This window comes from Enterobacter sp. SA187 (assembly GCF_001888805.2).
GTDB lineage: Bacteria > Pseudomonadota > Gammaproteobacteria > Enterobacterales > Enterobacteriaceae > Enterobacter_D.
Genome location: NZ_CP019113.1, coordinates 3,565,661 through 3,585,851, shown reverse-complemented (window position 1 = coordinate 3,585,851; position 20,191 = coordinate 3,565,661). Strand labels below are relative to the sequence as shown.

At 53.8% G+C, this 20,191-nt stretch carries 18 protein-coding genes and 1 pseudogene; 10 read left to right on the top strand and 9 right to left on the bottom strand.

Going from position 1 to position 20,191, the window contains the following annotated elements; all coding sequences use genetic code 11:
- Nucleotides 1–182 precede the first annotated feature (182 nt).
- Together fadD and rnd are read left to right on the top strand one after the other, a co-directional pair.
- Nucleotides 183–1,868: a long-chain-fatty-acid--CoA ligase FadD gene (fadD, locus tag BMF08_RS17110; protein ID WP_158684898.1), complete on the top strand. Its 1,686-nt coding sequence runs from the start codon at nucleotides 183–185 to the stop codon at nucleotides 1,866–1,868.
- 69 nt (nucleotides 1,869–1,937) lie between these two features.
- The gene (gene rnd / locus BMF08_RS17105) at nucleotides 1,938–3,065 is read left to right on the top strand and encodes a ribonuclease D (protein ID WP_099458795.1); all 1,128 of its coding nucleotides are present in this window, start codon (nucleotides 1,938–1,940) and stop codon (nucleotides 3,063–3,065) included.
- Between the two features lie 107 nt (nucleotides 3,066–3,172).
- On the opposite strand, the gene minE is transcribed toward rnd, so the two are convergent.
- From minE to minC, 3 genes are read right to left on the bottom strand one after another with little or no spacing between them, the layout of a single operon-like run.
- The gene (gene minE / locus BMF08_RS17100) at nucleotides 3,173–3,439 is read right to left on the bottom strand and encodes a cell division topological specificity factor MinE (protein WP_072568733.1); all 267 of its coding nucleotides are present in this window, start codon (nucleotides 3,437–3,439) and stop codon (nucleotides 3,173–3,175) included.
- Nucleotides 3,440–3,442: 3 nt separating this feature from the next.
- A complete protein-coding gene (gene minD, locus BMF08_RS17095; RefSeq protein WP_072568732.1) occupies nucleotides 3,443–4,255 on the bottom strand; it encodes a septum site-determining protein MinD in 813 nt (270 codons plus the stop codon).
- A 23-nt stretch (nucleotides 4,256–4,278) separates the two neighbouring features.
- Nucleotides 4,279–4,980, bottom strand: a complete 702-nt coding sequence (gene minC, locus BMF08_RS17090; RefSeq protein ID WP_072568731.1) for a septum site-determining protein MinC — start codon at nucleotides 4,978–4,980, stop codon at nucleotides 4,279–4,281.
- Nucleotides 4,981–5,102: 122 nt separating this feature from the next.
- On the opposite strand from minC, the gene BMF08_RS17085 reads away from it, so the two are divergent.
- From BMF08_RS17085 to BMF08_RS17065, 4 genes are all read left to right on the top strand, one after another.
- Entirely contained in the window at nucleotides 5,103–5,378 is a 276-nt protein-coding gene (locus BMF08_RS17085; protein ID WP_072568730.1) for a YcgL domain-containing protein, read from the top strand.
- Nucleotides 5,379–5,415: 37 nt separating this feature from the next.
- Complete coding sequence (locus tag BMF08_RS17080) at nucleotides 5,416–6,075, top strand: fumarylacetoacetate hydrolase family protein (protein ID WP_072568729.1); 660 nt, start codon at nucleotides 5,416–5,418, stop codon at nucleotides 6,073–6,075.
- 94 nt (nucleotides 6,076–6,169) lie between these two features.
- The gene (locus tag BMF08_RS17075; protein WP_072569464.1) at nucleotides 6,170–6,616 is read left to right on the top strand and encodes a YcgN family cysteine cluster protein; all 447 of its coding nucleotides are present in this window, start codon (nucleotides 6,170–6,172) and stop codon (nucleotides 6,614–6,616) included.
- Nucleotides 6,617–7,231: 615 nt separating this feature from the next.
- A complete protein-coding gene (locus BMF08_RS17065; RefSeq protein WP_158684897.1) occupies nucleotides 7,232–8,611 on the top strand; it encodes a hypothetical protein in 1,380 nt (459 codons plus the stop codon).
- 65 nt (nucleotides 8,612–8,676) lie between these two features.
- Here the strand turns inward: BMF08_RS17065 and BMF08_RS17060 are convergent, their stop codons facing one another.
- Nucleotides 8,677–9,729: an acyltransferase family protein gene (locus BMF08_RS17060; RefSeq protein ID WP_072568726.1), complete on the bottom strand. Its 1,053-nt coding sequence runs from the start codon at nucleotides 9,727–9,729 to the stop codon at nucleotides 8,677–8,679.
- 224 nt (nucleotides 9,730–9,953) lie between these two features.
- Nucleotides 9,954–10,484 carry a disulfide bond formation protein DsbB gene (dsbB, locus tag BMF08_RS17055; RefSeq protein ID WP_072568725.1) on the bottom strand — a complete coding sequence of 177 codons (531 nt, stop codon included), beginning with the start codon at nucleotides 10,482–10,484 and terminating at the stop codon, nucleotides 9,954–9,956.
- 287 nt (nucleotides 10,485–10,771) lie between these two features.
- Between dsbB and fadR the strand changes: the two genes are divergently transcribed.
- Nucleotides 10,772–11,491, top strand: a complete 720-nt coding sequence (fadR, locus tag BMF08_RS17050) for a fatty acid metabolism transcriptional regulator FadR (protein ID WP_072568724.1) — start codon at nucleotides 10,772–10,774, stop codon at nucleotides 11,489–11,491.
- Between the two features lie 34 nt (nucleotides 11,492–11,525).
- Here the strand turns inward: fadR and BMF08_RS17045 are convergent, their stop codons facing one another.
- Entirely contained in the window at nucleotides 11,526–13,058 is a 1,533-nt protein-coding gene (locus BMF08_RS17045) for a SpoVR family protein (RefSeq protein WP_072568723.1), read from the bottom strand.
- Nucleotides 13,059–13,377: 319 nt separating this feature from the next.
- Here BMF08_RS17045 and BMF08_RS17040 point away from each other — a divergent pair, with 319 nt between their 5' ends.
- Nucleotides 13,378–14,676: a D-amino acid dehydrogenase gene (locus BMF08_RS17040; RefSeq protein WP_072568722.1), complete on the top strand. Its 1,299-nt coding sequence runs from the start codon at nucleotides 13,378–13,380 to the stop codon at nucleotides 14,674–14,676.
- Nucleotides 14,677–14,688: 12 nt separating this feature from the next.
- The gene (dadX, locus tag BMF08_RS17035) at nucleotides 14,689–15,759 is read left to right on the top strand and encodes a catabolic alanine racemase DadX (RefSeq protein WP_072568721.1); all 1,071 of its coding nucleotides are present in this window, start codon (nucleotides 14,689–14,691) and stop codon (nucleotides 15,757–15,759) included.
- An 81-nt stretch (nucleotides 15,760–15,840) separates the two neighbouring features.
- Here dadX and BMF08_RS17030 read toward each other — a convergent pair.
- Nucleotides 15,841–17,550, bottom strand: a pseudogene (locus tag BMF08_RS17030) (potassium/proton antiporter); the annotation flags it as partial.
- 85 nt (nucleotides 17,551–17,635) lie between these two features.
- The gene (gene ldcA, locus BMF08_RS17025; RefSeq protein ID WP_072568719.1) at nucleotides 17,636–18,547 is read right to left on the bottom strand and encodes a muramoyltetrapeptide carboxypeptidase; all 912 of its coding nucleotides are present in this window, start codon (nucleotides 18,545–18,547) and stop codon (nucleotides 17,636–17,638) included.
- A 124-nt stretch (nucleotides 18,548–18,671) separates the two neighbouring features.
- On the opposite strand from ldcA, the gene emtA reads away from it, so the two are divergent.
- Nucleotides 18,672–19,283: a membrane-bound lytic murein transglycosylase EmtA gene (emtA, locus tag BMF08_RS17015; RefSeq protein ID WP_072568718.1), complete on the top strand. Its 612-nt coding sequence runs from the start codon at nucleotides 18,672–18,674 to the stop codon at nucleotides 19,281–19,283.
- A gap of 3 nt (nucleotides 19,284–19,286) precedes the next feature.
- Here the strand turns inward: emtA and ycgR are convergent, their stop codons facing one another.
- Nucleotides 19,287–20,018 (bottom strand): flagellar brake protein YcgR, encoded by a 732-nt coding sequence (gene ycgR, locus BMF08_RS17010; RefSeq protein ID WP_072568717.1) that lies wholly within the window; start codon nucleotides 20,016–20,018, stop codon nucleotides 19,287–19,289.
- Nucleotides 20,019–20,191 lie beyond the last annotated feature (173 nt).

Sequence of the window (20,191 nt, the reverse complement as noted above, 5' to 3'; positions counted from 1 at the left end):
AAACAGCGGCCGGTCCGCTGTTTCTGCGTTTTCAGGATCATAAGAAAAATAAATAGTGACGCGCTTCGCAACCTTAAATCCGTTTAATTATTAAACTGGTACGCTGAGTTAATATAATGTTAACGACTTGTTTATTATCCGGGGTTGCGATGACGACAAATACTCATTTCAGAGGTGATGCATTGAAGAAGGTTTGGCTTAACCGTTATCCCGCCGATGTGCCAGCAGAGATCAACCCCGACCGCTACCAGTCACTGGTAGAGCTGTTTGAACACTCCACGGCGCGTTATGCCGATCAACCTGCCTTCGTGAATATGGGGGAGGTGATGACCTTCCGCAAACTCGAAGAGCGTAGCCGGGCGTTTGCCGCTTATCTCCAGCAGGGGCTGGGGCTGAAGAAGGGCGATCGCGTGGCGCTGATGATGCCTAACCTGCTGCAATATCCGGTGGCGCTGTTCGGCATTCTGCGCGCCGGTATGGTGGTGGTGAACGTCAACCCGCTGTACACCCCGCGCGAGCTGGAGCATCAGCTTAATGACAGCGGCGCGGCGGCGATTGTTATCGTCTCCAACTTTGCTCACACGCTGGAAAAAGTGGTGGAAAAAACCCAGGTCCAGCACGTCATCCTGACGCGTATGGGCGATCAGCTCTCCCCGGCGAAGGGCACGCTGGTGAATTTCGTGGTCAAATACATCAAAAAGCTGGTGCCGAAATATCACCTGCCGGATGCGATTTCGTTTCGCCAGGCGCTGCACAACGGCTACCGGATGCAGTACATCAAGCCGGAAGTGGTGACTGACGATCTGGCGTTTTTACAGTACACCGGCGGCACCACCGGCGTGGCGAAAGGCGCGATGCTGACGCACCGCAATATGCTCGCCAACCTCGAACAGGTGAATGCCACCTACGGCCCGCTGCTGCATCGCGGTAAAGAGCTGGTCGTAACGGCGCTGCCGCTGTACCACATCTTTGCGCTGACCATGAACTGCCTGCTGTTTATCGAGCTGGGCGGCCAGAACCTGCTGATCACCAACCCGCGCGATATTCCGGGGCTGGTGAAAGAGCTGGCGAAATATCCCTTCACCGCGATGACCGGCGTCAATACGCTGTTTAACGCGCTGCTCAATAACAAAGAGTTCCAGCAGCTGGACTTCTCCTCTCTGCATCTCTCCGCGGGCGGCGGCATGCCGGTACAACAGGCGGTGGCCGAGCGCTGGGTGAAGCTGACCGGACAATACCTGCTGGAAGGCTACGGGCTGACCGAGTGCTCGCCGCTGGTGAGCGTCAACCCGCACGACATTGATTATCACAGCGGCAGCATTGGTCTGCCGGTGCCGTCCACCGAAGCCAAACTGATCGACGATGAAGGCAACGAAGTCGAGCACGGTCAGCCTGGCGAGCTGTGCATTAAAGGCCCGCAGGTGATGCTTGGTTACTGGCAGCGTCCTGCCGATACCGATCAGATCCTCAAAGACGGCTGGTTACTCACCGGCGACATTGCGGTGATGGACGACGAAGGCTTCCTGCGTATTGTCGATCGTAAAAAAGATATGATCCTGGTCTCCGGCTTCAACGTTTACCCTAACGAAATTGAAGACGTGGTCATGCAGCATCCCGGCGTGCTGGAAGTGGCGGCGGTGGGAGTACCCTCCGGCAACAGCGGTGAAACGGTCAAACTCTTTGTGGTCAGGAAAGATCCGGCGCTCACCGGTGAGGCGCTGATAACCTTCTGCCGTCGTCAGCTTACCGGCTACAAAGTGCCAAAACTGGTGGAATTCCGCGATGAACTGCCGAAATCCAACGTTGGCAAGATTTTGCGACGAGAATTGCGTGACGAAGCCCGCGCCAAAGTGGACAATAAAGTCTGAGCTTTGAGTAAGTCGCCCGACGCCGGTTAGCCGGCGTTTTTTATGGGCGCAAACCTGAGAGAACCTGATTTGAATTACCAGATGATTACCACCAACGACGCGCTGGCCGCCATGAGCGACGCCGCGCGTGCGTTTCCCGCTATCGCCCTTGATACCGAATTTGTCCGTACCCGTACCTACTATCCGCAGCTTGGCCTGATCCAAATGTTTGACGGCGAGCAGGTATCGCTGATCGATCCGCTGACCATCACCGACTGGACGCCGTTCCGCGCGCTGTTACAGGATCGCAGCATCACCAAATTCCTGCATGCGGGTAGCGAAGATCTGGAAGTGTTCCTCAACGTCTTTGGCGAACTGCCGGAACCGCTGATCGACACGCAGATCCTCGCTGCCTTCAGCGGACGCCCGATGTCATGGGGCTTTGCCGCGATGGTAGAGGAGTATACCGGCACGGCGCTGGATAAAAGCGAATCCCGCACTGACTGGCTGGCGCGTCCGTTAACGGAGCGTCAGTGCATCTATGCGGCGGCGGATGTCTGGTACCTGTTACCCATCGCCCACAAACTGATGGCGGAAGCCGAAACCGCAGGCTGGCTGCCCGCCGCGCTGGACGAGTGCCGCCTGATGCAGCAGCGCCGCCAGGAAGTGCTGGCCCCTGAGGAGGCATGGCGCGACATCAGCAACGCCTGGCAGCTGCGCACCCGTCAACTGGCCTGTCTGCGTCTGCTGGCGGACTGGCGTCTGCGTAAAGCGCGTGAGCGCGATCTGGCGGTAAACTTCGTGGTACGTGAAGAGCACCTGTGGGCCGTGGCGCGTTATATGCCCGGTAGCATGGGCGAGCTGGACAGCATTGGCTTGTCAGGCAGCGAGATCCGCTTCCACGGTAAAACCCTGCTGGCGCTGGTGGCGAAAGCGCAGGAATTGCCGGAGGAGGCGCTACCTGAGCCGCTGGTGAATCTGGTGGATATGCCGGGCTACCGCAAGGCGTTTAAAGCCATCAAAGCGCTGGTACAGGAGGTCAGTACGGAAAGCGGCGTCAGCGCCGAACTGCTGGCTTCCCGTCGCCAGATTAATCAGCTGCTCAACTGGCACTGGCAGTTAAAACCGCAAAGCGTGCAGCCTGAATTAATTTCCGGCTGGCGCGGCGATTTAATGGCGCCAAAACTTAACGTGCTGCTAAAAGAATATCCGCGGTGATCTTTCATTACCCCTGTAATTAATTACAGGGTTTTTTGGCAGATAAATAAAAAGGCAGCGTTAAGGCTGCCTTTTTTATCTCTGATATTTTAACCAGTAAGAGAGATTTATTTACTGTCTTCTGTTTCCGGTAGCGTCACGTTCAGCTCCAGAATAGAAATATCGCCATCACGCTGTTCCAGTTGCACCGAGACCATTTCCGGATCGATCTGCACATAGCGGCAAATGACTTCGAGAATGTCCTTTCTCAGCTGCGGTAAGTAGTGAGGTTCAGCATCGCTACGGCGACGCTCGGCAACGATAATCTGTAAACGTTCTTTCGCGATGTTGGCGGTACTTTTCTTTCGTGAGAGAAAAAAGTCGAGTAAAGCCATAATTTATCCTCCGAACAGGCGTTTGAGGAAACCTTTCTTCTCTTCTTCTATGAAGCGGAAAGGACGATCTTCTCCCAACAGACGTTCCACCGTATCTGCATAGGCCTTGCCCGCGTCTGACGCGGCATCCAGGATCACCGGCTCGCCCTGGTTGGAGGCGCGCAGCACCGACTGGTCTTCCGGGATCACGCCAACCAGCTTGATACGCAGAATTTCCAGCACGTCTTCCATGCTCAACATATCGCCTTTGCTGACGCGGCCCGGATTGTAGCGGGTCAGCAACAAATGCTCCTTGATTGGCTCCTTGCCCTGTTCCGCACGGCGCGATTTTGACGCCAGAATGCCCAGAATACGGTCAGAGTCGCGCACGGAAGAGACTTCCGGGTTGGTGGTGATAATGGCTTCATCAGCGAAATAAAGCGCCATCAGCGCGCCGGTTTCGATACCTGCCGGTGAATCACAGACGATAAAATCGAAGTCCATTTTCTGCAGATCGTCGAGCACTTTTTCCACGCCTTCACGGGTCAGCGCGTCTTTATCACGCGTCTGCGATGCCGGCAGGATGAACAGGTTTTCAGTACGCTTATCTTTGATAAGTGCCTGATTTAACGTCGCATCGCCCTGAATAACGTTAACGAAATCGTATACAACGCGGCGTTCGCAACCCATGATCAGATCAAGGTTACGCAGGCCGATATCAAAATCGATAACGACGGTTTTCTTTCCCTTCTGGGCTAAACCTGTCGCGATGGCCGCGCTGGAGGTGGTCTTGCCGACGCCCCCTTTACCCGAAGTAACAACAATAATGCGTGCCATAGGAGTTCCTTGTTAAAAAGGGCTTAGTTCAATGGTTGAACAGTCAAAGCGTTATCTGCAATCAACAGACGCGCCGCTTTGCCATAAAATTCGGCCGGGATGTTCTCGCTCAGCCAGTATTCCCCCGCGATAGAAACCAGTTCCGCGGTGAGATGGGTACAGAAAATTTGTGCCTCACGATCGCCGCTGGCGCCTGCCAGCGCGCGTCCACGCATCATGCCGTAGATATGAATATTGCCATCGGCAATCAGTTCTGCACCTGCGCTGACATGACTGGTAACAATCAAATCAGAGTTAGGTGCATAAATACGTTGCCCGGAACGCACCGGCGTATCTATCAACCGTGAAATGGTGTGGGGCGCAACAGCAGGTTCTTCCACCACTGCAACGGGGGCAGGGGCCTGACGTACCGCCTGCTCCTTGCCTTCCGTCAGTAACGGCAGGCCTGCTTGTTCGATTTCGGCTTTCAGGGCGGCATCTTTGCAGCCGCTGATCCCCACCACGCGCAAACCGGTACTGGCGATCACCTTTTGCAGCGTGGCCCAGGAAATATTGCCTTCCACATCAGCGACGTTAATTACAACCGGCGCATGTTGTAAAAACGCGGGAGCCTGAGCGATTTTGTCTTTCAACGCCTGACGAATAACCTCGGGCTTTGCATCATGCAAATGAACCACTGATAAGGTGAAGCTACTGCCTTTTAGCTCGATGGGCGTGTTTGACATCCTGACCTTACTCAATTTGCTATTATCACCCGTACAGCGGGTAATATTCCGAAGACCAGAAGGCATGTTATAGTCAGGATTATATTGAGGCAAGTGACCTCCCGACAAATAAGAGCAAAAGAATGTTTTGTGTGATCTACAAAAGCCCACGGCGTGAACAGACCTACCTTTACGTTGAAAAAAAAGACGATTTTTCCCGCGTGCCTGAAGCCCTGATGCAGGGGTTCGGTAAACCGCAACTGGCGATGCTCTTACCCCTCGACGGGCGTAAAAAACTGGTCAACGCCGATCTGGAAAAAGTGAAAGAAGCGCTGAAGACGCAGGGCTATTATTTGCAGTTGCCACCGCCGCCGGAAGATTTGCTGAAACAACATCTGGCGAGCAACGGAAAAGGTTAATTTCTTACGCGTTCAGGGTGTTACTCAGGGGGAACTCATGTATCAACATCATCACTGGCAGGGCGCACTGCTGGAAATGCCGGTCAGTAAAGTTGTCTGCGTCGGCAGCAATTACGCAAAGCACATCCAGGAGATGGGCAGCGCCACCCCGACGGAGCCGGTGTTGTTTATCAAACCGGAAACCGCGCTTTGCGATCTGCGCCAGCCGCTGGCGCTGCCGCAGGGACTGGGATCGGTGCATCATGAAGTTGAACTGGCAGTGCTGATTGGCGCCACGCTGCGTCAGGCGAGCGAAGCGCACGTCGAACAGGCGATCGCCGGGTACGGCGTGGCGCTCGATCTGACATTGCGTGATATTCAGGGGCAGATGAAGAAAGCGGGGCAGCCGTGGGAAAAAGCGAAAGGCTTTGATAATTCCTGCCCGATTTCCGGTTTTATCCCGGCGGCAGAATTCCAGGGCGATCCGCAAAACACCCCGCTCAGCCTGAAAGTAAACGGTGACGTGCGCCAGCAGGGAACGACGGCCGACATGATCCACAAAATCGTGCCGCTCATCGCCTACATGAGCCGGTTTTTCACCTTACGCGCCGGGGATATTATCCTCACCGGCACGCCGGAAGGCGTCGGCCCGCTGCACAGCGGCGATGCGCTGGAAGTGAGCCTCAACGGGTTAACCATCAATACCCGCGTACTTTAAATGCGAAATGCCGTCCGCAAGGGCGGCAAAGCTTGCATCAACGAGCCTGACTGGTTATAAGGTGCAGCTTGATTTCCTACTGGCGGATCCGCTTATGACTGACACTCCTTTCTGGCAAAGCAAAACACTTGAGCAGATGACCGACGCCGAGTGGGAATCGCTGTGTGATGGCTGCGGGCAATGCTGCCTGCACAAACTGATGGATGAAGACACGGATGAAATCTATTTCACCAACGTCGCCTGTCGCCAACTGAATATCAAAACCTGTCAGTGCCGCAACTATGAGCGCCGTTTCGAATTTGAACCGGACTGCATCAAGCTGACCCGCGATAATCTGCCAACCTTCGAATGGCTGCCGCCGAGCTGCGCCTATCGACTCCTCGCTGAAGGGAAGAGCCTGCCGGTCTGGCATCCGCTGCGTACCGGCTCCAAAGCCGCAATGCACGCCGAACGTATCTCCGTGCGTCACATTGCGGTTAAAGAGTCAGAAGTGAATGACTGGCAGGATCATATTTTGAATAAGCCGGAGTGGGCGGATTAAACGGTTACTCATCAAAGTATTTACTTCTTCAGTTCGACTGTTGCTGGCACTCTGGATAGCGCCTTAACTGAAATTTGTTTCATATAGCCATGATTACCTTGACCTGGATAAGGGAAAAATGGGTACATAGTCAGTAAAATTTCGGGAATTAAGATAAATGACATCCCGGTAATACTGAAATATGGCTATATCCCGAAGGATCCTTCTGAAAATGGCAGCGCCGTTGGCCCTGCTGACCAGCGCTCGCTCTGCGAATTCAACAGAGAATCTCCCAGGTGGAACAACCAGTTCCCCAAAGTTGTTCGCCCCGTTCCAGCACATGAAAGGGATGGGGGCATACATAATGAAGCCTGGGATCAAGTTAGTGACGCATCGCTGCGATCTGAACTGAGCAGTGACAGCGGTGCGGGTTTATTCGGCTACAGCTCTGAACTATCCTATGGACCGAAAACGGTAGGGACTGCTCTTAATGACCTTTACGGCAGGCTACCCACTGTTAATATAGCGAATTATCCTTCCCTTAAAGCGGCTATTGCGGCTTTAACAAATGGCGGAACAGTCTACGTTCCGGCTGGCCGTTGGGAATCCGGAAGCTGGAATACCACAACCGATTACATGGGGACAGATAATGTTCGTATTCTTGGTGAACGAGCTCCTGTCTGGAATAACACTCTCAGTCGTTTAACAGGCGGTTCAGTGCTATGTGGAAGATTCAAAGTTTATGCAAACAATTTTAATGCCTTAAATGTCGGATTTGATAACGGCAAAGATTATATCGATGAAAAATACCCCGGAGCCGATATCACTACATCTTCTCATCCCGACGGGGGTGACTGGGATGCTTTTGCATTTGCTGCCCCACATAAAGGCACTGCACAAAAGCGCAATTTTATTTTACAAAATGTGACAGGTTTACTTTATAACAGTGAAGCACGCGGACACGCAGTTCTTACTGAAGGATATACAGGTGGACGACTTGATAATATTACAGGGATTGGTGGGTATCATGGCATTATCATCAAGGCCTGCGATGTTACCGCTACCGGTATTTATACTTATTCGCAAAGCCAGAATGGTTTGATTATTAAAGCAGATAATTTCTCCGATTGTGGCAATGTGAAAGTCATCGACCATTATTGCAGGCAAAAGCCGCGCGGAACTTCGCCCTGGTTTATCCCTGCGGTGGCACTTCACGGTATCGATCTTGATACGAACGCAAAGCCATTCACTGGTCCCATATTCATAGGCTTTACTGGCGCATCCGGTGCCAGGTGGCATGTGCATATTGGGGGACTAGTCCCATTAAAAGATGTGCAAATTGCCAGTATATCTACAGATGGCATGGGACTCGATGGTACAATAGTGGGCGAATACTCTTATATAGTGGAAGGTTCAACTACAGCATCCAGAATTAATATCGGCTCAATGAATGTCAGTAATTGCGCACATGCGGTTTATATTGCTACTCCCGAGATGAACCCCCAGCAGACTCACATAACTTCGCTGTATGCAGTAAACATCACTGGCGCAGTTATTCGTAGTCTTGATCATGCGTGTGTAAATATTGATGTTCTGGATGCGTGGTCTGTAGGCAACCTTTATTATATGACGCAACTTGGTAAAATTTATGTGGGTGATGAGAAATACTCAGCCCTCACTGGCCCAAAATTTGATACTGCTACCCTCGGCGGCTCGGCTCCGGCGCTGACAGGAGGGTGGGTGCAAAGCGAAGGAAATGAAAACTTTGAGTTTTGCCTTAAGGGATACAGGGCCGTAGTTAAAGGTTTTATATCTTCAGGTACTTCTGCCGCAATGGTTTCGCTTCCATTATCTCTCCGGCCCTCTTTTCCCGTCAGGAGGACAATGATGGGTATTGTATCGGGGAAGCTTGTATCTTTCCCATGCTCTATCATGGATACCGTGAGGACAAAGGACGGATCATTACCCGAGGGAATTACCCACGCTTCGTTAACCGGAATTAAATGGGATTACTGACAATTCGCCATTGAAAGCATCATGGCATAAAGAGGCAGTTCACTGCGAACTGCCTCTTTATGATCTCAGGCGACCGCTGGTGTTCTTTTCCTGAGCATAACCTTAGATAAACTACCTATTGGCCGTTCGATATACTTATAGCTTATGTATGAAGTAACTATTGTAAAGGGAACACAAAGTGCAGATACGATATACTTGCAATATTTATAATCGCTGAATATGTACAGGAGACTGCAAATGATGATGACGTGGCAAAGATAAGTAGAGTAGGAATAATCGCCTAATCTTATAATAAATTTAACCACTTTGCTTTCACTTATCTGTGCTTCCAGGCCAATAGCTGTTGCAACAATGATAGCGCACGGGATACCTATGAATAGTATATCGTGGTCTTCCTTCCTGTTATAAATAAATATCATTGAGGCCAGCAACAGACTTGCCAGAATCATTGGGTTAATTCGGTCCAGCATCCCGTTCTTGTGAAAATCAGCTATAAAAATCCCCAGCAAAAATTCCAGCATCATACCGTTGCCATAAAAAGGCATTTGCGCCAGGGAAGGTTTCAGGAATTCATAACTAAAAATTATCACTAACGAAATTAAGACTATAAACCTCTCACGAGAGATTAAAATGACCAGACAGGCCAGCAGGTAGAAAAACATCTCATAGTTTAAAGTCCAGCCTACCGTCAGGAAGGGGATATAACCCATTATGTCAGCACGCTCTGTAGGAATGAAAAGCAGACTGCGTATCAGTAACTCAGGATTTGTAGAAGTAGCAAACATTAGGCCATCAAAATATACTGCCAGCAGCGCAACGAGGCCTGTAAACAGCCAGTATGCCGGTACTATTCGCATTATGCGGTTGATGGCAAATTGTTGAGCACTTATATGGCGGGAATATATTGACTGATAAATGATAAAGCCGCTGATGATAAAGAAAAGATCAACCCCTGCTGCGCCTTTATGAGCAATTTGGTCAATGAATGGTATTCCAATGGCATCAGAAAAGACAATCTGCTTGACATGATGTAGCACGACAAGCCAGACAGCCAAAGCTCTAAGCATCTGAATCGATCGAAACATAATCTTACCAAATGATAAATTTTTATTGAGCATAATCTCATAGACAAAATTTGTCTACTGAGAAATAAATAAATTCATTAAAAATACAAAACATTGGAACAAGTATTTATTGTCAATGAATTCAATCAGATACGATTGAGAAGGTCTGGTGTGCGTGGATATATTTTGTTGTTTATTTCGAGGATATGAGATGGAGGGCATAAAAAAATCCGGAAACATTAAGTATTTCCGGATTTCTGTAAAGCCGGGCTAAAAGATTACCGCCCGAACAGATCGCGTTTTTTCGGTTTGAACGCCTGGGCAATCACCACCAGTACCGCAACCGCGAAGTAGGCGATAAAAATGCCCAGCAACCACTGCGGCATTTCCAGTGACAGGAACGACCACTGACGTTCCGCGCAGTCGCCGGACGCCACAAACACCTGCGGCAGCCACTTATCCAGCGGCAGCCAGCTCGGGAAGCGGGCGGCAAAATCACAGGTCGCAAACGGATTCGGGTGCAACATAATGTCAGTATGTTCCCAGGCCAGCTGGATCCCCCGAAAGGCGCTGTACAACCAGATCGCCATCGCCACATAGCGCAGTGGCGTTTTAGGCGCGATGGCTCCCACCAACCCCGCACCCATCACGCCAAACAGCGCGCTTCGTTCATAAATACAGAGTACGCAGGGTTTAAGCAGCATCACATGCTGGAACCACAACGCCACCATTTCAAGCGCCAGCGCGGTGAGTGCCATTAACAGCCAGGCACCGCGTCCGTGTGAGCACTTGTTCAAAAATCGCAACATAATCATTTCCCTAAGACAAGCGTGGACAACGCAGTGTAAACGAATTCACTTCCTGCGCCACTAGCCACAATAAAAATAATAAGTAATGGATTATTTTACCTGAATCGTCGCCAGGATAAGCCTGTCCCTTAAGTCAGTTTGCTGGTTTTATTCACCAGAAAAATGCGTCTGACAAAATCTTAAAAATGAAGTCCCGATCCCTTTTTCTTCATGCCTGGCGCTATCTGCGCCTGTATCGCTCTGGTATGATGAGTGTCTTTGTTAAGCTGTGTAATGGAAATCTCACTATGGTCATTAAGGCGCAAAGCCCGGCGGGTTTCGCTGAAGAATACATCATCGAAAGTATCTGGAATAACCGCTTCGCCCCTGGAACCATCCTGCCAGCCGAGCGTGAGCTTTCTGAACTGATTGGTGTCACTCGCACAACCCTGCGTGAAGTGTTACAGCGTCTGGCCCGCGACGGCTGGCTGACCATTCAGCACGGCAAACCCACCAGAGTAAATAATTTCTGGGAAACGTCCGGGCTGAATATTCTTGAAACGCTGGCACGCCTCGATCACGAAAGCGTTCCTCAGCTGATCGATAACCTGCTTTCCGTGCGCACCAACATCGCCACCATTTTTATCCGTACCGCCTTCCGCCAGCACCCGGAAGATGCGCTGAAGGTGCTGGCCACCGCCAGCGCTATTGAAGATCATGCGGATGCCTTTGCCGAGCTGGATTACAACATCTTCCGCGGGCTGGCGTTTGCATCAGGTAACCCGATTTATGGCCTGATCATCAACGGCATGAAAGGTTTATATACGCGTATTGGCCGTCATTACTTTGCTAATCCGGAAGCGCGCAGCCTGGCGCTCGGCTTTTATCACCAGCTGGCGCAGGTGTGTGAGCGGGGCGAGCTTGATCAGGTATATGACACCGTGCGTCGTTACGGTCGCGAGAGCGGCGAAATCTGGCACCGCATGCAAAAGACGCTGCCCGGCGGTATCTCAATGCACGGACGCTAAGAAAAAGCCCTCTCACCGGAGAGGGCTTTTTGTTTTACAGATTGTTTGGCCGTGGCGGGCAACGATCCAACAGCTCCACGCTGCCATCTTCATTTTGCTGCTCCAGCGCGACGTCAAAACCCCACAGACGATGCACATGCTTTAACACTTCCCGACGGCCCTTATCCAGCGGCGCGCGGTTGTGCGGAATATAACGCAGCGTCAGCGAACGATCCCCGCGCAGATCCACGTTCCAGACCTGAATATTCGGCTCCAGATTGCTCAGGTTGTACTGAGCCGAAAGCCTGGCGCGTAGCTCCCGGTAACCGTCTTCGTTATGAATAGCCGAAATTTCCAGATAATTATTACGATCGTCATCCAGTACGCTGAACAGACGGAAATCGCGCATCACCTTTGGCGACAGGAACTGGCTGATAAAACTCTCGTCCTTAAAATCGCGCATGGCGAAATGCAACGTTTCCAGCCAGTCCGATCCGGCAATATCCGGGAACCAGTAGCGATCTTCTTCAGTGGGCGACTGACAAATGCGTTTAATATCCTGGAACATGGCGAAGCCCAGCGCATAAGGGTTAATACCGCTGTACCAGGGGCTGTTATAGGGCGGCTGGAATACCACATTGGTGTGGCTGTGCAAAAACTCCAGCATAAAACGTTCGGTGACTTTACCCTCGTCATACAGGTGATTGAGGATGGTGTAATGCCAGAACGTGGCCCAGCCTTCGTTCATCACCTGGGTTTGTTTTTGCGGATAAAAATACTGGCTAACCTTACGCACAATACGCAGGATTTCGCGCTGCCAGGACTCCAGCAGCGGGGCATTTTTTTCCATAAAATAGAGCAGATTTTCCTGCGGTTCGGACGGATAGCGGCGCGCTTGCGCCACGGTTTCCACCTCTTCGCGTTTCGGCAGCGTGCGCCACAGCGTATTCACCTGGCTTTGCAGATACTCCTCACGGCTTTTTTGCCGCGCTTTTTCTTCCTGCAACGAAATTTTCTGCGGACGTTTATAGCGGTCAACGCCGTAATTCATCAGGGCATGGCAGGAGTCGAGCAGTTTTTCCACCTCGTCCACGCCATAGCGCTCTTCGCAGTCGGTAATGTATTTCCGGGCGAAGATCAGGTAATCGACAATGGAGCTGGCATCGGTCCAGCTGCGGAAAAGATAGTTATTTTTAAAGAAAGAGTTATGTCCGTAACAGGCATGCGCCATCACCAGCGCCTGCATGGTGATGGTGTTCTCTTCCATCAGATAAGCAATACAGGGGCTTGAGTTGATAACGATTTCATACGCCAGCCCCTGCTGGCCGTGTTTGTAGAGCCGTTCTGTCTCGATAAACTTCTTACCGAAAGACCAGTGAGGATAATTGATCGGCATCCCGACGCTGGAATAGGCATCCATCATCTGTTCAGAGGTGATCACCTCAATCTGGTGCGGATAGGTATCCAGACGGTAGAGCTTTGCCACGCGGTCAATTTCAGCAAGATAGGTATCGAGCAGCTCAAACGTCCAGTCAGGTCCATCGCTGAGACGTGTCGTATCCTTATTCATGGAATCAATCGTAGCCATTAGCGCGCCCTCATTGTTGGCGGATCTCTCTGTATGGAGAGCCTCATTTCAAGCATAGATCAAGGTGTCACAAAGGGTCTGCCTGGTAAATTTTTTTCTTCGCCATTTCGCCTTGTGGTGACGGGGTAAAAGCGCCTGTTTGCAGCATTAAATGCTGACTAAAATCGCCGGTCAGCAGGAGATCCTAAATCCGCCATCACAGGCCGCGCGGGCGAAGATGTGAGGTAAGTCACCATAAAAAAGCCATATGTTGAATAACATTTTCATCTGGGTTATCAATTTGTAATCAGAACATTGTTCTTTCTCAAAGGGAGTGGTTATGCGCATTGTTGTACTGGGAAGTGGCGTAGTAGGCGTCACCAGCGCCTGGTATCTGAATCAGGCCGGACACGAGGTCACGGTGATCGAACGGGAGCCGGGCCCGGCGCTGCAAACCAGCGCCGCCAATGCCGGGCAGATCTCCCCCGGTTACGCCGCCCCCTGGGCCGCGCCCGGCGTGCCGCTGAAGGCCATCAAATGGATGTTTGAGCGCCATGCGCCGCTGGCCATCAGCCTTGATGGTTCCCCGTCACAGCTGAAATGGATGTGGCAAATGCTGCGCAACTGCGACACCCGTCACTACATGGAAAACAAAGGCCGCATGGTGCGTCTGGCGGAGTACAGCCGCGACTGCCTGAAAGCCCTGCGCGACAGCACCGGCATCCAGTACGAAGGGCGGCAGGGCGGCACGCTGCAACTGTTCCGCACCGCGCAGCAATATGAAAACGCCACCCGCGATATCGCGGTGCTGGAAGACGCAGGCGTTCCGTATCAGCTGCTGGAATCTTCCCGCCTTGCCGAAGTCGAACCGGCGCTGGCGGAAGTGGCACACAAACTGACCGGCGGCCTGCGCCTGCCGAACGATGAAACCGGCGACTGCCAGCTGTTTACCCAACGTCTGGCGGCGATGGCGGAACAGGCGGGTGTGGTGTTCCGCTATAACACGCCGGTGGAGCAACTGCTGTATGAAGGCGAAAAAATCTATGGCGTGAAGTGCGGCGATGAGGTGATCAAAGCCGACGCTTATGTGATGGCTTTTGGCTCTTACTCCACGGCGATGCTGAAAAATATTGTCGATATTCCGGTTTATCCTCTCAAAGGCTATTCACTCACCATTCCGGTGGCCGAAGATGACGGCGCGCCAGTTTCGACCATACTGGATGAAAGCTACAAAATCGCCATCACCCGTTTTGACCAGCGCATTCGCGTCGGCGGGATGGCGGAAATTGTCGGCTTTAACACCGAACTGTTACAGCCGCGGCGCGAAACCCTGGAGATGGTGGTGCGCGATCTCTTCCCGCGCGGCGGCCATGTGGAGCAGGCAACCTTCTGGACCGGGCTGCGGCCGATGACGCCGGACGGTACGCCGCTGGTGGGGCGCACGCCGTTTAAAAACCTGTGGCTTAACACGGGTCACGGCACCCTGGGCTGGACCATGGCCTGCGGTTCCGGGCAGTTGTTAAGCGATTTACTCTCCGGCCGTACTCCGGCCATTCCGTTCGAGGATCTGAGCGTGGCGCGCTACCAGCCCGGTTTTACCCCGGCCCGCGCGCAACACCTGCACGGTGTGCAAAACTAAAAAGGAGCAGTCATGTCTCGTCCTGTACTGGCCACCATCGACACTCAGGCGCTGCGGCACAACCTGCAGGTCGTCCGGCTGGCCGCGCCGGTGTCCCGCGTCTGGTCGGTGGTGAAAGCCAACGCCTATGGTCACGGGATTGAGCGGGTCTGGAATGCGCTCAGCAGCACCGATGGCTTTGCGATGCTTAATCTGGAGGAGGCCATTGCGCTGCGCGAACGCGGCTGGAAAGGGCCGATCCTGATGCTGGAAGGGTTCTTTCACGCCGATGAACTGGCGCTGTTCGATCAGTATCGCCTGACCACCAGCGTGCACAGCAACTGGCAACTGAAAGCGCTGCAAAATGCACGCCTGCAGGCGCCGCTGGATATTTATCTCAAGGTGAACAGCGGTATGAACCGCCTCGGCTTTCAGCCGGAGCGGATCCATACCGTCTGGCAGCAACTACGGGCGATGAGCAACGTCGGCGATATGACGCTGATGTCGCATTTCGCCGTTGCGGAACGGCCGGATGGCATTGATGAGGCGATGGTAAAAATCGAACAGGCGGCAGAAGGGCTGGATTGCCCGCGCTCGCTGTCCAACTCGGCGGCCACGCTCTGGCATCCGGCGGCGCATTTCGACTGGGTCAGACCGGGTATCATACTTTACGGCGCATCGCCGTCTGGCCAGTGGCAGGACGTGGCCACCAGCGGCCTGAAACCGGTGATGACCCTGAGCAGCCAGATCATCGGCATTCAGACGTTAAAGGCGGGCGATCGTGTGGGTTACGGCCAGCGTTATCAGGCACGGGGCGAGCAGCGTATCGGCATTGTTGCCTGTGGTTATGCCGACGGTTATCCGCGCGTCGCGCCGGACGGCACGCCGGTGCTGGTGGACGGCGTGCGCACCCGTACGGTAGGCACGGTGTCCATGGACATGCTGGCGGTGGATCTCACTCCCTGTCCGCAGGCGGGAATAGGTACGCCGGTGGAGCTGTGGGGGCAGGAGATCAAAATTGATGATGTGGCTGCTGCCGCAGGCACGGTGGGCTATGAACTGATGTGCGCCTTAGCCCCGCGCGTGCCTGTCGTGACGGTGTAACTTTTAACGGGGCGGTTATTCCGCCTCGTCTTCCATCGGGCGCACCCCTACCTTACGCACGGCATTGTCTTCCTTCTCGGCTACCGTCCAGATCATACCGGCAAATTCCACCTGGTCACCGACGACCGGCGCCGCGCCCAGCAGTTTCTGAATGATTTCCCCCAGCGTCTGCTGCTTGTCGCGGTAATCCGCGCCGACGTCAATGCCGTAGATCAGCGCCACATCCGCGAATTTCGCGCTGGCTTCGAGGATAAAGTCGCCAAAGAAGCGCTGATCCAGCGCCACCGGCGGCGAATGGCTGAACAGCTTGCCGAGCGCCGGCAGATCTTTCTCACGGCCAATTACGCACAGCACATCCCCTTCACGCAGCCGGGTGCTGCCGGTGGGGTGCAGCAGGGCGTTATCACGGAACAACGCGGCAATGCGCGTTTCCGCGGGCATGTGTAAATCGCGCAGCGCCGCGCCGACACACCATTTGTCATCGCTGAGCTGATAAATAAACTGCTCCCAGGGATTTTCCGGATGAATATCCAGCCCGACGCGGGATTCCGGCCAGCCCACCGGCGGTACCACCACTTTCGCTTTTTTCGCCGCCCAGCCGAGTGAAGTGCCCTGGAAAAGCAGCGAAATCAGCACCACGAAGAAGGCGATGTTGAAGAACAGCCGCGCATTATCAAGCCCGGCCATCATCGGGAAGACTGCCAGAATGATCGGCACCGCGCCGCGCAGACCCACCCAGCTGATAAACACCCGCTCGCGGAGGTTAAAGCCGCGGAACGGCAGCAGCCCGGCAAAGACCGACAGCGGACGGGCGAAGAAAATCATCCATGCTGAGAGGATCAGCGCCGGAATGGCGATCGGCAGCAGATCCGATGGCGTCACCAGCAGGCCGAGCACCAGGAACATGGCGATTTGCGCCAGCCACGCCAGTCCGTCAAAGTTTTGCTGGATGCTGTAGCGGTTGCGCAGCGGGCGGTTGCCCAGTAAAAAGCCGCACAGATAGACCGCCAGGATCCCGCTGCCTTCCAGCGCCGTGGTGATAGCAAACACCATAATGCCGCCGCTTAACGCCAGCAGCGGATACAGACCGGCGGGCAGCGCGATACGGTTGATCATCTGCTGGAGCAGATAACCCCCGGCCAGCCCGAGCACGATACCCAGACCAAACTGCTGAATAATGTGCACTGCAAACATCCAGCTCAGCCCGCTTTCGTGCTGCTGGATCATCTCAATTAAGGTAATGGTCAGAAAGACCGCCATCGGGTCGTTGCTGCCGGATTCGATCTCCAGCGTCGAGCCCACGCGCTCGTTAAGCCCTTTGCCGCCAAGCAGGGAAAAGACCGCTGCGGCGTCCGTTGAGCCGACAATCGCGCCCACCAGCAGGCCTTCCATTATGTCCAGATGAAACAGCCAGGCCGCCATCATCCCGGTCAGGCCGGAGGTGATCAGCACGCCCACCGTCGCCAGCGACAGCGCCGGGCCCAGCGCCACACGAAACGAACTGGCCTGGGTGCGCATCCCGCCATCCAGCAGGATCACCGCCAGCGCCAGGTTACTCACCATATAGGCAAAGGGATAGTTATCGAAAGGGATACCGCCAACACCATCCACCCCGGCAAGCATGCCGATGGCAAGAAAAATGACCAGGATAGGAATACCGAGACGAGAGGAGAAAGAACTTAATAAGATGCTACAGGTTACAAGAACAGAACCCAGGATAAAAAGACCGATTATCGCCTCTGCTTCCAATGTCGAATTACTCCTTAAAACACCGTTACTGCCAGACAACATGCACGATCGGTGACCGTGCATCTCAATACGCTTCTTTATATTAACGGCAGGAGGTCAGATTTGATAAGTGCGATGAATGGTTTTTTTACGCATGCAGCACAGAATGCCCTGTCAGGGTTAACCCGGTATGGCTGCCATCGTGATCCAGCGTCGCCTGCGCGCCAAGGGGCAGGGTGACGGTTTGCGGCTCATGGCCGAAGGCCAGCCCGGCGATTAACGGAATAGGAATTTGCGTGCGCATATAGTCGATCATCGCCTCAAGCGTGTAACCCGCGTCGTAATCGTTCGGGGCGCTGCCGCTGAAGCTGCCGAGGATCACCGCCCGCTGGCGGGATAAAATACCGGCATGGTGCAGCTGCAACAGCATGCGCTCCACGCGGAACGGATGCTCGTTAATGTCTTCCAGCACCAGAATGCCGTTGTCGATAACAGGTAGCCAGGGCGTGCCGATAAGCGACACCAGCATCGCCAGATTTCCGCCCCACAGCGTCCCCTGTGCCTGGCAGGGCTGGCCGTCGCCGTGCCATTCCACTGTGAAGGTTTCGTTGCGCAGTGCCAGCCAGAAGTGGCGTTCGGTGAAAGCGTCTACGGTTTCCGCGCCGACGTTGCCCGCCAGCATCGGCCCGCTGAAGCTCATCACGCCGTGCTTAAGCAGTCCCATCTGAAAAGCGGTGAAATCGCTGTGTCCGCAAATTAGCAGCGGATCCTGCTGCTGGCGCTGCGCCAGCCCGTGCCAGTCCACCGACGCCAGCAGACGGCTGGCCCCGTAGCCGCCGCGTACCGGCATCACGATAGTGTTTTTACCGGCCAGCCGGGCAAGTCCGTTGAGATCCGCCAGACGCTCGGCATCGCTCCCGGCGAAGCGCTGCCAGCGACGGGCGATCACCTCGCGATTACGTACCTCATGACCGGCGGCCTCCAGACGCGCGACCCCGCGGGCGGCTGCCTGCTGATTGATGCAGTAGCCCGAAGGCGCAATCAAATGAAACACTGACATGGCAATTCCTTGCTGACATATAAGGTGAAACGTTTATCATGCCGCTTACGCCCGTCACACTTCAAGCGGCATCTGCTGGCTGGCGGGCGACTGAACATTACATACCGGTATAAGGATCGTTGGCGTGAAATTAAGATGGTTTGCTTTTTTGATTGTGTTACTGGCGGGATGCAGTTCAAAACAGGACTATAAAAATCCACCATGGAACCCGGAAGTACCGGTAAAACGCGCCATGCAGTGGATGCCGATCACCGAGAAAGCGGGAGCGGCATGGGGCGTCAGCCCACGACTCATCACTGCGATCATTGCGGTGGAATCCGGCGGTAATCCGACGCTGGTCAGCAAATCCAACGCGGTTGGCCTGATGCAGCTGAAAGCCTCAACCGCCGGACGTGAAGTGTACCGGCATATGGGCTGGAAGGGGCAACCTTCCACCAGCGAGCTGAAAAACCCGGAGCGTAATATCTCTATGGGAACCGCTTACCTGAGCATACTGGAACACGGCGTGCTGGCAGGGATCGAAGATCCGGAAGTGATGCAGTACGCGCTGGTGGTGTCTTATGTGAACGGGGCGGGGGCGCTGTTGCGCACCTTCTCATCGGATCGTAAAAAGGCCATCAAAGAGATCAACTCGCTCAGCCCGGATGAGTTTGTCGACCATGTGGCCGACAATCACCCTGCACCCCAGGCACCCCGCTATATCTGGAAAGTCCAGCAGGCGATGGATGCCATGTAACGCCTAGCGAACGTTGTTCGCCCGTTGATGCGCTTCGCGCTCCAGCGAGAAAATAATGCGCTGGAGCTCGCGCTCAACTGCCGGATTCACATTCAGAAAGCGGAAGCTCAGGCGCGGCGTGGTGACGGTTTCGTTTTTGCCGTCCACCACGGTGCGCTCGCTGATCGACAGTAACTGGGCATCGAAATAGAACTGACCCCATCCCGCCATATCCAGTTCAATCTGCGTAAAGCGCAGACCTTCCTTCAGCGCTTCCGGCGCGTTACCTTCCAGCAGCGCGCCCATGCCGCCAAGGGACAAATCAAACAAACGGAAACGCAGCATGGATTTATCCGGCATTCTGGCTTTGCAGTAATAGGCCGGATAGAGCGGGGCGGAAATGCGGAAATATTCCCGGCGCTGGATAAACCAGAGTTCAGCAGGCAGTGGCGTGGTAAAGGCTGGCAGTGCCTGGTACTGACCGCTCTGTAAACGGGGCAGCGTAAATTCAACTTTTGCGCCACGGGTTTCCGCCGTGATGGCGATATTTTCGGCACGCTGAACGGCTTTGTTATCGTATTCCTGGCTGCCATAGTCCATCACCAGCCCTTCCGGCGTAACATCGAGGATCTTACTGATGAACTGACCGCTGGCCCATGAGATGCGCAGTGGCACCTGGCCTTTTTGCAGATCGCGCAATACCCCCAGTACGGCCAGTGGGGTCTGCTTCAGAAACTGCTCACTATAATTACTCACGCCGGATGGCTCCTTAATAGCGTATCGCCTGTCGGGAATATATCGGCATGGCGGCGGGAAACTTAATACAAACGACCAAATATTTTTTGCGATTAAACTGAATTAAGTCTGTGACAACTAACCCTTTTGCTGTGGTTGCCTATACTTAGCGTCGTGGGCAGGAAATCAATCTT

Bases quoted from the DNA above. Each gene is read 5' to 3' on its own strand.
- BMF08_RS17085 (WP_072568730.1), top strand. From the start codon at position 5,103: ATGTTTTGTGTGATCTACAAAAGCCCACGGCGTGAACAGACCTACCTT.
- minE (WP_072568733.1), bottom strand. From the start codon at position 3,439: ATGGCTTTACTCGACTTTTTTCTCTCACGAAAGAAAAGTACCGCCAAC.
- BMF08_RS17060 (WP_072568726.1), bottom strand. From the start codon at position 9,729: ATGCTCAATAAAAATTTATCATTTGGTAAGATTATGTTTCGATCGATT.
- BMF08_RS17080 (WP_072568729.1), top strand. From the start codon at position 5,416: ATGTATCAACATCATCACTGGCAGGGCGCACTGCTGGAAATGCCGGTC.
- BMF08_RS17075 (WP_072569464.1), top strand. From the start codon at position 6,170: ATGACTGACACTCCTTTCTGGCAAAGCAAAACACTTGAGCAGATGACC.
- BMF08_RS17040 (WP_072568722.1), top strand. From the start codon at position 13,378: ATGCGCATTGTTGTACTGGGAAGTGGCGTAGTAGGCGTCACCAGCGCC.
- fadR (WP_072568724.1), top strand. From the start codon at position 10,772: ATGGTCATTAAGGCGCAAAGCCCGGCGGGTTTCGCTGAAGAATACATC.
- BMF08_RS17065 (WP_158684897.1), top strand. From the start codon at position 7,232: ATGGGGACAGATAATGTTCGTATTCTTGGTGAACGAGCTCCTGTCTGG.
- ldcA (WP_072568719.1), bottom strand. From the start codon at position 18,547: ATGTCAGTGTTTCATTTGATTGCGCCTTCGGGCTACTGCATCAATCAG.
- minD (WP_072568732.1), bottom strand. From the start codon at position 4,255: ATGGCACGCATTATTGTTGTTACTTCGGGTAAAGGGGGCGTCGGCAAG.
- dsbB (WP_072568725.1), bottom strand. From the start codon at position 10,484: ATGTTGCGATTTTTGAACAAGTGCTCACACGGACGCGGTGCCTGGCTG.
- minC (WP_072568731.1), bottom strand. From the start codon at position 4,980: ATGTCAAACACGCCCATCGAGCTAAAAGGCAGTAGCTTCACCTTATCA.
- BMF08_RS17045 (WP_072568723.1), bottom strand. From the start codon at position 13,058: ATGGCTACGATTGATTCCATGAATAAGGATACGACACGTCTCAGCGAT.
- dadX (WP_072568721.1), top strand. From the start codon at position 14,689: ATGTCTCGTCCTGTACTGGCCACCATCGACACTCAGGCGCTGCGGCAC.